This window comes from Schlesneria paludicola DSM 18645 (genome assembly GCF_000255655.1).
GTDB lineage: Bacteria > Planctomycetota > Planctomycetia > Planctomycetales > Planctomycetaceae > Schlesneria > Schlesneria paludicola.
The window spans coordinates 318146-332106 of record NZ_JH636434.1 but is presented as its reverse complement, the minus strand read 5'-3'; the positions used below and the strand labels follow the sequence as shown (position 1 = coordinate 332106).

The window sequence follows — 13961 nt, the reverse complement described above, 5'->3', positions numbered from 1 at the left end:
CGAGTAACGTCTTGACGGGCTTTGAATAAATGTCGAGTGACGATTCTGCGTCCGAGTCGGAACTGGCATCCATCGGACTTCGGCGGCAACTTTTCCTGCTGGCGATCCCTGTTCTCGGTGAGCAGTTTCTGACCTTCTGCATTGGATTTGTCGACGTTTACCTGTCGGGCCGCTTGGGAAAGAACGAGACGGCGGCGATCGGATTGTCGGCCTATGTGTCGTGGCTGGCGTCGATGATTTTCAGCCTGATCGGAACTGGCACCACGGCGGTGATTGCGCGGGAATGGGGGGCTGGCCGGTTCGATGAGGCGAGAAAAGTCGCAGGGCGTTCATTGACCATGATGCCTGTGATCGGGTTCATGGTGTTCTGCCTGTTGCAGGTCATGGCGAGTGGCTTCGCGCGGCTGCTGAATATGGAAGGCGAGCAATTGCGGATCGCGGTGCAATTCCTGCGCATTGACGCCTGCGGTCAGTTCTTCGCGGGATGGACGTTAATTGCCGCGGCCGCGTTTCGCGGATCGGGCGACATGTGGTCGCCGCTGCGAGTACTCATCTGCACGAATTTGACGAACGTCGCCGTTTCAGTGGCCTGTACCTGGGGACTGCAACTTCCGGGAACGTCGATCTGGCTGATTCCTCCCCTGGGCGTGATTGGAATTGTCGTTGGGACGACGACGGCGCAATTCTGCGGGGCCACCTTGATGACGCTACTGCTGTTGTCCAGATCTCCCGGATTGCAGTCACGACGACTTCACCTCACTCGAAGCGACTTTGGTTTTCACCGCGAGACGATCTGGCGCGTTGTCCGCGTCGGTGGACCGGCGGCTTTGGGGGGGCTTTGTACGTTCTTCGGGCATTTCACATTCCTCATGGTCATCGCCCGACTCTCTGACAAGGGTTTTGATGGAGCGACCTTTGCCGCACATATCGTGGGAATTCGAATCGAAGCTCTGTCGTATCTGCCCGTCGAGGCGTTTGGTATTGCCGCTGCGACATTGGTCGGGCAGGCTTTGGGCGCGCATCATCCCGCGCGCGCCAAGCAGGTTGGCTACGAGGCACTCCGCCAGTGTCTGTGGTATGCCGCGGTGATGAACGTTGTCTTTTTCGTCTTCGCACCGCAAATCTACGCGAACATGCATACGGAACCGGAAGTCGCTGTGGTCGGAGTTCCCGCGTTTCGATTGATGTCGTTTTACCAGATCCCGAATGCAATTCTGATTGTGTATGTCTGTGCCCTTCGCGGAGCGGGCGATACACGATTTCCGCTACTGTGTTCTCTGATCGGAAACGTATTCGTCCGGGTCACGGTCGGGTATTTGTGCGGCGTCTATTGGCATCAAGGGTTATGGGGAGCGTGGATCGGCATGGGAGCCGACAACATCCTGCGATCGATTTTGATCTCGCTGCGATACATCTCAGGTCGATGGACGCGGATTCGCGTGTAAGAGTCTGAAACGTGATCGCTTGCCTGAATGAACTCAGACAATCGTCTTTAGAGTGCGACTTCGCCTTGAGAGATTCCCCAAAAACAGCCTGTTGAAATAACGGGGACTGGCTCCGCACAGATTCAAATGGACCATGTCATCATGAACACGACGGTGCCTGCCTTTTTTTCAACAGGCGGCTAGGGCCCACCTTCGACAATCCTCGAATACAGTCGGACGCTCAAGGTTTTGTCTGTCGCGCCACGATAGACGACTGGGATGGTGGCAATCAGTTCTGGTGCGGCAAAGCCCTGACAAAACTCTTCCGGCAAGGGATGCTCGGTCACCACATACGCTCGATCAACATCCGTCAGATGACGAGGTGGACGCGTGAAATGACTCGGACGTGTCAGTCCATCGATCTGCTGCGTCGGGAGAGACTCAAATCGAAGGAGCGACGTCATCTGGTACGAGTCAGTATAGACCGGCAATGGTTCCGCATGCTTCCGCACGGTGTCTGCAATTTGTTTCGCCGCGTGATTCAAGGCGATTTGACGATACACTCGATCGCCCTTAATGGGAACGACCGGCAGCGGGTGGATCAGATGCACGGTGATCGCGAGCACGGCGATGACAGGTGGCAAGAACGAAGCCGCTGTCGACCAGCGCCAGGCCCGGGATGCACGAACCGTTTGATACCACTCGCTCGCGAGGGGCCAGAACGACAGAAAACAGACGAGTGCCCAGTTGCCTTGCACACGTGTCTGCGCCGACTTGTATAGAAAAAAAGCCAAGGGTAAAGCATACAGGCACAAACACACGCGAAGGCGTGCCGTCCGACTGAGAGAAAAGGTCTGTCGACAAACCCACGGGAACAGGACAAACGGCATCGTGCCGAACAGCAACATCTGTACGCCGACGAATTCTGCAATCGAGATCATGCCATTCTGAGATCTCTCGGCCGCATGTCGCCATTGATATAGCAGCGGCTCAAAGTTCTGGGTGACATTGTAAATCAGAATGGGTGAGGCGACGACGACGGCGATCACGCCGTGCATCAGATAGCCGAACAACCACTCGCGTAAGGGGCGACGCGCCAGTAGAAAACTGACGAAGCCAGCGGGAACGGCAATCGCCATGGTGTATTTGCTCAGTCCGCCACAACCAAGTATGACTCCCCCGATCAGCCACCAGGCAAACGGCACGCCGCCCGGGAATGCAGGAGACGTGTCGGCGTTTTGATCGACGCTGGCAACCGCGGGGTCAGGGTTTGAGTCTGTGGAGAAACGCCGCTGGAGTTCCACCAGCCACCACAAATATGCAGCCCAGCACATAACGAGCGGCGAATCGGGCGTCATCAGTACTGCGCCGATTGTGAACAGCGGGCTGAAGATCACCGCCCAGACGAAGGGCTTGAAGGACGTTAGGCGATCAATCACATAAATCGCAAACGCAGAGGCGACACATGCGAAGAAGCGAAATCCAAAGACCGTGTCACCCAACACCATCGTTGAAAGCCGCATCAGCACTGCCGTCATCGGAGGATGATCGTAGTAGCTCCATTGTAGTTCTTTCGCCCAGCACCAGTAGTAGACTTCGTCGTCCACTGCCGGCAGAACGGCGGCCAGAATCAAGTAGACCGCAAACAAGGCTGCGGCACGCCACCGACGACTCCGTTCTTCCATGACTTGCTCGCACTTCCCTCCGTGATTTCCCACATTCGCCCGATCATCGTCCAATGTTCAGCCGGTCGGGGAAAGGCCGAAGAAACGACTCGTCCGATATAATTGCAAGTTTTTCGCGACGCCAGGTCTGGGCTTCGAAACGCTACTCGGGCAGAGGCCGTTCGAACACAACGATGTGTTGTTTGGGCAACGTCTTGATCGTTTCTTTCCACTTTAAACCAAACTCAGGCTGACTAATTTCACGTTTGATTTGCGCCTCAGACATCTTGTGCACAAGCTTGATCATCACCTTGGGATCTTCGCGACGATACTCGACGAACGCCACGCGTCCGCCAGGTTTGATTGCTTTCGATAGTTCCAGCATCGTTTCGAAGGGAAATGCGAATTCGTGGTAGACGTCGACCATCAAGGCCAGATCGAGGCTTTCGGGCTGCAGATGAGGAGAGGTCTCATCCGCGAGAACCAGTTCGATGTTCTCGATTTTCCTATCCTTAATCTTGTCTTCCAGCAGATTGAGCATCTCTTGCTGGATATCAACCGCGAACACCTTTCCTGTCTCACCGACTTTCTCGGCCATCTTCAGAGTCAGTACGCCCGATCCGGCGCCTATGTCGGCTGCCACGTCGCCTGGTTGCAAGTTCAAAGCGCGGATCAGTTCGGTGAGCCGTTCCTCTTCTTCGCGTTCCGGTCGTTCGAGCCAGTCTGCAGCGGGGAACCCCATCACCTGTGCGATTTCACGCCCCATGTAGAACTTGCCGAGCCCATTCGGATCGTGATTCTCTTTGAAGACGTAACGTTTCTTCTGTTGCTTCGGCACTGCTTTCGTTGAAGCGTCCTGGGCCGCGAGCTGCGACAAGAACTCACCACGGGACAGCAGCAGCCAAAGCAAGCCGGTCAATACGGCGCAAAAAACGCACGAGATGCGAACCGAGTGGCGTCTGGAAGAAACGGAACGGATCACCGTGGCAGAACCACAAGATGGGTCAAGGTCGGAATGAGATTCTCGCATTTGCGCCTCCTCCATGCTTCGTTCCTCGTTCCCAAGCTCCCGCTTGGGAACGACTCTTACGATCTCGGTTTCTGCAGAACGAGAAGGCAGCTTGATCACACTTCTGTGCTTTCCCTCGTTCCCCAGCGGGAGCATGGGAACGAGGGAAAGCTGGGCAACGCGTCTCTTACCGGAAAGGCATCTCGCGAGCCGAGAAACCTTTCCGCCTACTAAAATCCCCGTGCCGATCGGATGTCATCGAAATCACGCAGGTGATATCCAATCTTCTCGTAATCCAACGTACGGCAAAGTGACCGCACGGCGACTCCAAGTCCATCCGGACCGCTGAAACCGCCGAACTGACCGCCGCCCTTCAAATGCGGTTCCAATTCCAGGAAGACACCAGGAGCCCCCAGCTTCTTCATGCGTTCACAGAGTTGCGGCAGATGCTCGCGCAGATCGCGCAGGATCAGTTCATGTCCCGAGTCACCAATGTCACAGGGAACGAAATTCTTCAATCGTTCTTCATCGACGACTCCCGTCCACTTCAGATTCGGATCAACGCGATAGTCCTTGATATGCAACCAGCCGAGGTGATCTCGCATCGCACGGTATTCAGCCAGACACTCAAGTGGACTGAGATTTTGCGACGAAATATTTCCACCGTCGAAGATACAAACGAGATTCGAACGACCGACGGCTTGGGCCAGTGCGGCCAGCATTCGTCCGTTCTGTCCTACGAGGTTCGCTTCCACCTCCAACCCATATACCAGGCCTGCCGCGGCACACGCGTCAACGATCGGTCCCAGCCGATTGGCCGCTTCTTGAACGTAGGGCGCGGGATCGTGGCCTTTGGGATGATAGAACGAAAAACCGCGAATCAACTTTGCATCAAGCCCCTGAGCGGCACGGATCGTACTGGCCACGTCCGTCTCGAGATACTGCTTGTCGGTGACGTACTTATTGTGAGACCCGTCATCAACATCCTGCAGTTTCACTTTCCCCAGACGCGACCCGATGCTGGCGACTTTCACACCATACTGGCCATGCAGCTCTTTCAACCGGCTTAACTCGCTCGCGTCCAGTTCGGTAACATGCTTGACCTTGCCGGAACCGGTCACATCCAGAAACCGCGGGCTGTAATAGCTGAGCCCCATCGCGGCGATTACCGACAGTTGCTCGACGGCGGTTTTGGAGTTGGCCCCCTCGTCGGCGAACGCGCTGAGGACGATTGTCGGTTGAGTCGCCATGGAAAGTTCCCATTTCGGTGTGGAAAAAGCGGCGAGACGATTCCCGCCGCCATTCAAGATGTCAATCTGGCTCGTGCAAGATAGAGTCACTTAGTGGCACAACCACTCGGTCCTGACAAAGTCATGAGCATCGTGAGCAGGCACGCTGGTCAGCCCGCAGCAAGTTATCAACATGTCGTTTAAGGCTCGAATCTCTACTAATAGCGGTTCGCTTTATCGGAGATGTCTTTTCGGCACCAGGCACCGTCCCAGCGAATGCATTTCACGGCCTGATAGGCACGCAACTTCGCATCCGAGATCGTGTCTCCGATCGCCGTAACGCCAAGCACTCGCCCACCATCATTGACGATCTGTTCGCCCACCCGTCGTGTTCCGGCATGGAACACTTTGGTGTCAGGGACAAGTGCCGCATCGTCAAGTCCACGGATAGGAAGCCCCTTCTCATAGTCACCGGGGTACCCTGCCGACGCCATGACAACGCACAATGATGGACGTGGGTCCCATTCGAGTGGCTCGATCTGGTCGAGCTTCCCTTCCGCACAGGCGTACATGATTTGGGCGAGATCCGACTTCAGCCGCATCAACACTGCTTGCGTCTCGGGATCGCCCAGACGGACATTGAACTCAAGCACCTTGGGCCCTTGGTTCGTTAACATCAGGCCGGCATAAAGGCAGCCACGAAATGGACGTCCCTCTTTGTTCATTTCATGAACCATGGGAACCAGGATCTTTTCGACGACGGTATCAATGATCTCGTCATTCACGATCGGCGTGGGGCTGTACGCACCCATCCCGCCCGTATTCGGACCGGTATCGCCGTCGTGGGCCGCCTTGTGATCCTGTGCGGCTTCAAGTGGCACGATCGTATTGCCATCGACAAACGCCAGAAGACTGGCTTCTTCACCGACCAGGCGATCTTCAATGACAATGCGCTGTCCCGCCTCGCCGAATTCCTTGTGCAGCAGCATGCGCCGGATTGCGTCACGGGCTTCTTCATTGCTATCACAGACGGTGACACCCTTCCCCGCCGCGAGGCCATCCGCCTTGATGACGAATCGATCGCCCTCTTCGCGTTCTTCGATGTAGCTGATGGCTTCGGCGGAATTGGTGAAGACGCGGAAGTCGGCCGTCGGAACGTTCGCCTTTCGCATGATCTCTTTGGCGAACTTCTTGGAACCTTCGAGTTCGGCCGCCTTCTTCGTTGGGCCGAAAATCCGCAAGCCCACCTTCTGAAACTCGTCAACGATCCCCTGCACAAGCGGGACTTCGGGCCCCACGACTGTCAGGTCGATTTTTTCCTTCTGGACGAACTTGATCAGCTTGGGAAAATCTGTGGCGGCAATATCGACATTGGTGCAATCCAGCCCGATGCCGGCATTCCCTGGTGCACAATAGATTTGCGTCACGGACGGTGACTGCTTCAGCTTCCAAACCAGCGCGTGCTCACGTCCGCCACTTCCAATTACGAGAATTTTCATGTCGCCGAAATTTCCTGCAAAAAACAAATCGACTGGGCGAGCTGCCAACGTCTGTCTCGGTCCCTTCAGAGACCGAAAGTGGGACGATTCCGTTGCGTTGCGAACGACCAAGACGGCTACGATTCGCCGATTTTCTGCGCCGAGTTCTTTTCATCGGCAATTCGTGATGCGAATTGTCGATGACAGAGATTAACAGCGCCACCCCTATTTTCAACATGTCCAGGTGAACGGAATCGCGACACATGTAGAAACAACAGCATCCGGTACCATTCGTTCCATCGGTCGTGCGAACGAAGGCAACTGATTGGAACGCTATTCCAAGTAGGTACCGCGCAAGGCGCCAGCTTCGTATTCAACGACAAGTTGGGCGGCTGTCTCTTTGCTGAGAGCGCCGGCTTCCACTCGGGCGGTCACCTGCTTTCGGTACGATTCGACCAGTTGTGCCCTGTCGTAACGTGCAAAAACCAGCATGTCGTTGATTCGGCTGCCGTGAACCAGCTTCGTGACGTGGTAGCGTCCATCACTATCGATCACGACTTGTGCCTCGTTGGGATTTCCGAAAAGATTGTGGTGGCTGCCCATCACCTCTTGATACGCGCCGACCAGGAAAATGCCAAGGTAATAGTCATCGCCGACTTTCCACTTGTGCAGTTCCAGGGTCTCTTTGACATCCTTCAGATCGACAAATTTGTCGATCTTGCCGTCGCTGTCGCAGGTCACGTCGACCAATGTCGCGAAGTCGGACGGGTTTTCGTTCAAGCGATGGATCGGAACGATCGGAAACAGTTGCTTGATCGCCCAGCTATCGGGTGCCGACCGAAATAACGAGAAGTTACACAGGTACTTCTGCGCCAGGATTTTCTTCAGCGACTCAAATTCGTCGTCGGGAAACTTATCTTCCTCTGACTCTTTGAGCGCTCTCGCGCAGGCCTCCCAAAACAAGACTTCGCCTTTCGCGCGATCTTCGAGGCTGATCAGACCGAGGTTGAATTGCGTATGCAGTTCATCTTTGTGTTCGAGCGCATCATGGTAGTACTCGGCGTAGTTCTTGCCGTTGATACCGTCGCACAGATCCTTCAGCTCGGTGATGACCTGTGGATCGTCGGCGTCGATCGTGATCTCTGGCTTGTCTTCGGCAAACGTCTCAATTTCGTCGCGGATCGAAGTGATAAAGACGGTGTGATAGGCGGTCATGAACCGTCCGCTTTCCGTCACGAGATTCGGATGGGGCACATTCTCTTCGTCGCAGACCTGCTTGATCACATAGACCACATCGTTCGCAAATTCTTGCACTGTGTAGTTTACGCTCGATTCGAATCGAGTCTGTGAACCATCGTAGTCAACCCCCAGCCCACCGCCGATGTCCAGGAATTCGATTCCGCAGCCGATCTGCCGCAGCTTCGCATACACGCGAGCCGCCTCTTTCATGGCGTTTTTGACACGCTTGATGTCGGTGATCTGTGAGCCGATATGAAAGTGAAGCAGTTTCAATTGGCCGTCGAGCTTGGTCTCGCGCAGCAGACGCACGCAGTCGAGCAGTTCTGAGGTCGTCAGTCCGAACTTGGCCGAATCGCCACCAGACGAGGCCCATTTCCCCGACCCACGCGAGTACAACTTTGCACGCAAGCCGATCCAGGGCGCCACGCCGAGCTGCCCTGCCAGTTTGATCACCATCTTCAGTTCGTTCAACTTCTCGACGATGATTGTCACGCGCTTACCGGCCTGGACGCCCAGCAATGCGGTCCGAACGAATACCTCGTCCTTGAATCCATTGCACAGCAGCAACGATTCCGGCGTTTGCTCTTGGGCGATCGCCGCGTAAAGTTCTGCTTTTGAGCCACACTCAAGCCCGACTCGAAGCCGACCGCTCTCACGGAGAAATTCTTCCACGACTTCGCGACGTGGATTTACTTTCATCGGAAACACAGGGTAGTGCAGGCCGCTGAAACCATATTGCGAGATCGCGGACTGATACGCTCCAGAAAGCGCCCGCAATTGACTGGTCAACAACTGCGGGAATCGAATCAAGAGTGGCATTTGCAACTTGTGCTTGGACAGCAGATCGTCGACCAGTTCCTTCAGGTCGACGTACCGCGGATCATCCTTTCCGGGCCGGACCAGGATGTGCCCCTTCGAACTGATGTCGAAATATCCTGCGGACCAGTTCTCGACACCATAGACCTGTTGAATACGCTGTAAGACTTCGTCGTTCATGACTTCTCTGGTTCCTGGTCGAGGGCCTGTCAATCGGTGTGTTCAAACGGGCCAGGGCAGCGGATCGCCGCGTAGTCCGGCTCGCAGGTTGACGACGGACATCTCTGCCATTTTCTGGCGAGTGCGATCGGTCGCACTTCCCAGATGCGGTGTGATGACCACGTTCGACAATCGCAGCAAAGGATGATTCCGCGGTAGCGGTTCCGGAGCGGTGACGTCCAGCCCCGCTCCTGCAATACGACGCGAATGGAGTGCCGCATATAAGGCATCGTGATCGACGACCGGACCACGGGCTAAATTCAGCAGGATGCCAGTTGGCTTCATCAGCCCCAGCTCTCGCGTGCCAATCAGATTCGTCGTTTCTGGTGTCAACGGACAATTCAGCGAAACAAAGTCCGCTTGCTTTAGCAAATCATCGAACTCGGCATAGATTACCCCCAGTTCACGTTCCGCCGCCTCGTCACGACGGCGATTGTGATAGAGCACCTTCATCTCGAACGCGTTCGCTCGTTTGGCGACCTGCCGACCGATCCGTCCCAGGCCGATAATCCCCAGCGTACTGCCAGAGACTTCATAGCCGATCATGTCGGAAGGATCATAGTGCGTGAAGCCGGGCGAGCGTGCGACATGGTCGCCCGTGACCACATTCCGTGCGACAGCGAGCATCAAGGCCATCGTCATGTCGGCAGTCGACGCATCCAGACATCCTGGAGTGTTGCCCACGGGGATCTTCCGCTCATGGGCAGCGGAGACATCAATATGGTCCACCCCGACGCCATGATTAATGACGACTTTCAAGTTGGGGGCTCGATCCATCATCGGTCCGTCAACGCGCGGATGGCCGTAGGCCAGGATTCCAACGGCTCGAGCGAGTGCGGGCGAATCGGGGCTGTCATCCCACTCCAGGATCTCAATTTCGGGTCCCAGCAAGTCACGCAGCGCGGGAGGAGGCCCATCACACATGACAGGAATTGGCGTCGGCATCTTCAGATCTCAATAGGAAATACGACTGAATGACATTCTCTCTGTGTCTCCGTGCCTCTGCGTCTTCCTTTCCACCAATGTGCGGCCCAAGTACGCAAAACGTACATGTGGGTCCAGCGGAAGTGAGGGAGTCACAAAGGCACGGAGACACAGAGGACTTTTGACAAACGGGTCTAGACTGCAGGACACGATCACATTGCTGCGCGGCGGCCCGGCTTTTGTTTGATGATGCTTTCGTTTCCGCACCCCGCGAGCGTAGGCAGCATCTTCCCTGGGCTGCAACGCCCAGTTGGGTTAAAGCAATCGCGGATCGATCGCATGACTTTGAGATCTTCCGCAGTAAAAAGCCGATCCATAAAACTGATCTTCTCGACGCCGATCCCGTGTTCACCGGTAACGCTTCCGCCCAGATCAATACACTTGCCCAGAATCTCGTCACTCGCTTTCAGCACACGGGCCACCTGTTCGGAATCGCGTTCATCGAACAACAGGATCGGGTGGATATTTCCGTCTCCTGCATGAAACACATTCACGATCCGAATTCCATATCGCTGACCGCAATCAATGATGAATTCCAGGATTTGCGGCAACTTTGTCCGAGGAACAACTCCGTCCTGCGTGCAGTAGCTGGGGCTCAGGCGACCGATCGCGCCGAAGGCCTGCTTCCGACACTTCCAAAGAAGAAGTCGCTCTTTCGGCGTGTTCGCTCGCCGAACTTCACGAGCGCTGTTCTTGGTGCAGAGATCAATAATTCTCTGGGCTTCGTCTTCGACCGCGACTTCCAGGCCGTCGACTTCAATGAGCAGGACGGCGCCGGCGTCGAGAGGAAAGCCGAAATGAAAGGCCTGTTCGAGTGCTCCGACGATTCCTTGATCCATCATCTCAAGTGCAGCGGGGACAATTCCGGCACCGATAATGTCACTGATCGCGCGGGTTGCATCCGCAACCGTTTCGAACACACCCAACATCGTACGATACGCGGCAGGATCTCGCGTCAGCCGTACGATCACTTTCGTCGCGATTCCCAACGTGCCCTCGTTGCCGACGAACAAGCCGGTCAGATCATACCCAGGCGCTTCCTCAACGGGGCCACCTAATTGCACGACCTCTCCATCAGGCAACACCACCTCGGCCCCCAGCACGTGGTTGACCGTGACACCGTATTTCAGCGTGTGCGGTCCGCCGGAGTTCGTGGCGAAGTTTCCGCCGATCGTACATGCCCCCTGACTTGATGGATCAGGGGCATAGTGATACCCACTTCCCTTGAGATGCTGTGTCAGATGGACATTGACCAGCCCCGGTTCGACGATCGCGTATCGATCGCGATAATTCACTTCTAGGATTCGCTTCATCCTGGTGAGCGTGATCATGACGCCGCCGCCAACGGGCAGGCAGCCACCGGCCAGGCTGGTTCCAGCACCGCGCGGCACGAATGGCACTTCGAACTCGTTGCACAGCTTGACGATGGCGACAACCTGCTCCGTCGTCGTCGGAAAGACCACGACGTCTGGAGACTTCTTCTCGACGACGAATCCATCGCACTCGTACACGAGCAATTCATCGGGATCGTACAGCATCGATTCGATGCCCACGATCGCTTTCAGGCGTTCCAGAAGCTGATGCGGACGCGGCATTGATGTCCGCGAATCCGAGTGAGATTGAGTTATCGACATGGATCCTGCTCAAAACGATCGAACAACAGTGCGTGAATTCCAAATCCTGAGGCATATCCAATGGTTATAGCGAGTCTGGGCGCGAGACCACAGGCAGCGCCAATTCTAGAGTCGCTCGCCGCGTACGCTCGCCACTTCCGAAATGGCGTCCCCCATTGACTCGGCGTCGGCAACGAAACGGCTCGTCCATGACCGCGGATCACGTCAGATTCAGCTGCCACGAGACACCAAAGCGGTCGTTGAGCCAGCCGAACTTGGTGCTAAACCCATAGTTTCCCAGCGGCATCAAGATTTGCCCACCCTCCGAAAGCTGCTGAAATACCGTGTCGAGTTCGGATTCGGATTCGCACTCTACGAATAGCGAGATCGAAGGCGTGAACTGAAAGTCATGATGAACGGGTGAATCAAAGCAGATAAACCGTTGACCATTCAGCGAAAATTCGCCGCGTTTGATCAACCCTGGTCGACCCAGATCGCCGACCTTCCAGGCCTCATCCAGAAGAATCTCAGACCGCTTAAAGAGCGAGACGTAGAACGACATCGCCTCACGTGCCTTGCCCTCGAACATCAGAAATGGAGTCGTACTGTGTGCCATGGTGCGTTATTCCCCGGTAACGAGAATCGCTCAATGGCCCGTCGAACGAGTCCACGAGCGTGGAACCATCCTCCCAACAACACGAATCGAGGCTGTTATCGACTTAATGGTAGCCATCAGCATGAAAGTTGTCAGTTGACACCATGACATCAGAACTGACGGATCACGGCACCGACACGTCAAGCGAACGACGAGACCGCCGCAGAAATCGCTCGTCAACCGATCTGGCACGTTCACGGGGGCTCTGCTTTGACGAGTGCCACCGACCGCGCATGGTGTGTGCACGGCAGTCGATTCTGGTCGTACGGTCTGAACGACCCGTTAGCGACGTTTCGCCGTTTCAGTCGTCAGCATCACCTGCTGGAACTTTTGAAACGACAGTCGCTTGAGTTTGGGGTCTTGCAGTTGCTTCTCCCAGTCGGCGATCAGTTGCCGATCGGTTTCCAACAAGCCCCAAGTCCAATCGTGCTTCGCGACCAGATGCACTTCCGGATTCGCCCCGACTCGCAATTCAACGGATTTGGGGACAATTCCACGCTGACGCATTTCCTGGTTGAGAGCCAGCCGAGGCTCTGGTAGAAGCGACTGCGGATGAAGTACCGAATTGAGCTGCGCCGTCCAGTCCGCAACGTTCAGGTACTTTTCCGTCACGTTTTCGATCTTTGGCACGGTTCCTTCGACCACATATTGGAATTCAGGGGCGTGCAAGGACAAATGCAATTTCGCCTCGTCGAAGGTGACTTCAAAGTTTGGCCGCAATTGGAATTGTAGGATCTCGACAGCTTTTCGCGACACGTTTGACGAATCGTCGAACGGGGCTCCCAAATGTTTACGCACCTCGGCCTCAGCCATTCCCAGAAAACGGCGGATCTCGGACTGACTGAGTTCCGTGCGCAACTGTCGCTGCGAATTGAGCACTGTGAACTGGCTGAGCGCCGGTTCGTAGATTGTGACCTCTTGCCCTGGATCAATCAGATCGTAGACCTTGCCCGCGTGAAACAACATCAGGCTCTTGGCGACCAGCACCGGCGCCGCGCCCCTTGACGTCGTGGCCTTCGAACGATCGTAAATTTGAGTATAGACCCGAATATCCTGCGCGACCGCCGCACTGGCGACACACCAGAACCCCACGACCGCCCAAATCGCTCGATGCCACATTTTCATGTTTCGTCCGCCTGACTTCACTTCCGTTCACCATCCCGTTTCGACTGATTCCTGAAAGTCGTGAGCAGCCTGCGCGGGACGGTAAATCTAGAGGCATTGTCGAACAAGGCGAGTTGGATGCATTCCGAGCACTGCGATCGCGCAATTTATGCAAAGTTGATCGTGTTCGGCTGACTCTGCCGCCTTGGCGAATCAAGTTGCTTCCGGACGCGAAGTGAAACCGATTCCAAACAACGATCGCCTTTGTGATGCGATCAGCGTTCCCACCGACGACGGGTCGTCCCGGCGCCTGTTTGCAGTAAGTAGGCCGTTCTCGCAATCCCGCCTCTCTTTGAGTGTCATGGCGAGATCGGTAGAACGAATTCGATTGTGTTGAGATTCCGTTCGTGCGAATTGCGAAACCCTGCCCGAAAACTCCTCTTGACTTAGTTACGACAATTGTCCATCGCGTTCATTGAACCCCATCATCGCGGCATGTAAACTGCGGGGGAACGGCGAAATGTATC

10 protein-coding genes are annotated in these 13961 nt (G+C 55.6%); 1 reads left to right on the top strand and 9 read right to left on the bottom strand.

Annotated elements, in window-relative coordinates; genetic code table 11:
• Window positions 1-29: 29 nt before the first annotated feature.
• Window positions 30-1445 carry an MATE family efflux transporter gene (locus OSO_RS0101645; RefSeq protein ID WP_010581842.1) on the top strand — a complete coding sequence of 472 codons (1416 nt, stop codon included), beginning with the start codon at window positions 30-32 and terminating at the stop codon, window positions 1443-1445.
• Window positions 1446-1624: 179 nt separating this feature from the next.
• Here the strand turns inward: OSO_RS0101645 and OSO_RS0101640 are convergent, their stop codons facing one another.
• From OSO_RS0101640 to OSO_RS0101590, 9 genes are all read right to left on the bottom strand, one after another.
• The gene (locus OSO_RS0101640; protein ID WP_010581841.1) at window positions 1625-3109 is read right to left on the bottom strand and encodes an ArnT family glycosyltransferase; all 1485 of its coding nucleotides are present in this window, start codon (window positions 3107-3109) and stop codon (window positions 1625-1627) included.
• A gap of 142 nt (window positions 3110-3251) precedes the next feature.
• A complete protein-coding gene (locus OSO_RS0101635) occupies window positions 3252-4118 on the bottom strand; it encodes a class I SAM-dependent methyltransferase (RefSeq protein WP_010581840.1) in 867 nt (288 codons plus the stop codon).
• Between the two features lie 209 nt (window positions 4119-4327).
• Complete coding sequence (locus tag OSO_RS0101630) at window positions 4328-5347, bottom strand: sugar phosphate isomerase/epimerase family protein (protein WP_010581839.1); 1020 nt, start codon at window positions 5345-5347, stop codon at window positions 4328-4330.
• Between the two features lie 197 nt (window positions 5348-5544).
• Window positions 5545-6825: a phosphoribosylamine--glycine ligase gene (purD, locus tag OSO_RS0101625; protein ID WP_010581838.1), complete on the bottom strand. Its 1281-nt coding sequence runs from the start codon at window positions 6823-6825 to the stop codon at window positions 5545-5547.
• A 312-nt stretch (window positions 6826-7137) separates the two neighbouring features.
• Window positions 7138-9039, bottom strand: coding sequence for a biosynthetic arginine decarboxylase (gene speA, locus OSO_RS0101615; RefSeq protein WP_010581836.1), 1902 nt, complete (start codon window positions 9037-9039; stop codon window positions 7138-7140).
• Between the two features lie 42 nt (window positions 9040-9081).
• A complete protein-coding gene (locus OSO_RS0101610; protein WP_010581835.1) occupies window positions 9082-10023 on the bottom strand; it encodes a 2-hydroxyacid dehydrogenase in 942 nt (313 codons plus the stop codon).
• A gap of 191 nt (window positions 10024-10214) precedes the next feature.
• On the bottom strand, window positions 10215-11696 hold the full coding sequence (locus tag OSO_RS0101605; protein WP_040591569.1) for an FAD-binding oxidoreductase: 1482 nt from the start codon (window positions 11694-11696) through the stop codon (window positions 10215-10217).
• Between the two features lie 199 nt (window positions 11697-11895).
• Window positions 11896-12291 carry a VOC family protein gene (locus OSO_RS0101595; RefSeq protein ID WP_010581833.1) on the bottom strand — a complete coding sequence of 132 codons (396 nt, stop codon included), beginning with the start codon at window positions 12289-12291 and terminating at the stop codon, window positions 11896-11898.
• A gap of 321 nt (window positions 12292-12612) precedes the next feature.
• Complete coding sequence (locus tag OSO_RS0101590; RefSeq protein ID WP_157604944.1) at window positions 12613-13455, bottom strand: hypothetical protein; 843 nt, start codon at window positions 13453-13455, stop codon at window positions 12613-12615.
• Window positions 13456-13961: the final 506 nt, after the last annotated feature.

Excerpts from the sequence above, each read along its gene's own strand:
- OSO_RS0101645 (WP_010581842.1), top strand. The coding sequence starts at position 30 with ATGTCGAGTGACGATTCTGCGTCCGAGTCGGAACTGGCATCCATCGGA.
- OSO_RS0101640 (WP_010581841.1), bottom strand. The coding sequence starts at position 3,109 with ATGGAAGAACGGAGTCGTCGGTGGCGTGCCGCAGCCTTGTTTGCGGTC.
- OSO_RS0101635 (WP_010581840.1), bottom strand. The coding sequence starts at position 4,118 with ATGCGAGAATCTCATTCCGACCTTGACCCATCTTGTGGTTCTGCCACG.
- OSO_RS0101630 (WP_010581839.1), bottom strand. The coding sequence starts at position 5,347 with ATGGCGACTCAACCGACAATCGTCCTCAGCGCGTTCGCCGACGAGGGG.
- purD (WP_010581838.1), bottom strand. The coding sequence starts at position 6,825 with ATGAAAATTCTCGTAATTGGAAGTGGCGGACGTGAGCACGCGCTGGTT.
- speA (WP_010581836.1), bottom strand. The coding sequence starts at position 9,039 with ATGAACGACGAAGTCTTACAGCGTATTCAACAGGTCTATGGTGTCGAG.
- OSO_RS0101610 (WP_010581835.1), bottom strand. The coding sequence starts at position 10,023 with ATGCCGACGCCAATTCCTGTCATGTGTGATGGGCCTCCTCCCGCGCTG.
- OSO_RS0101605 (WP_040591569.1), bottom strand. The coding sequence starts at position 11,696 with ATGTCGATAACTCAATCTCACTCGGATTCGCGGACATCAATGCCGCGT.
- OSO_RS0101595 (WP_010581833.1), bottom strand. The coding sequence starts at position 12,291 with ATGGCACACAGTACGACTCCATTTCTGATGTTCGAGGGCAAGGCACGT.
- OSO_RS0101590 (WP_157604944.1), bottom strand. The coding sequence starts at position 13,455 with ATGAAAATGTGGCATCGAGCGATTTGGGCGGTCGTGGGGTTCTGGTGT.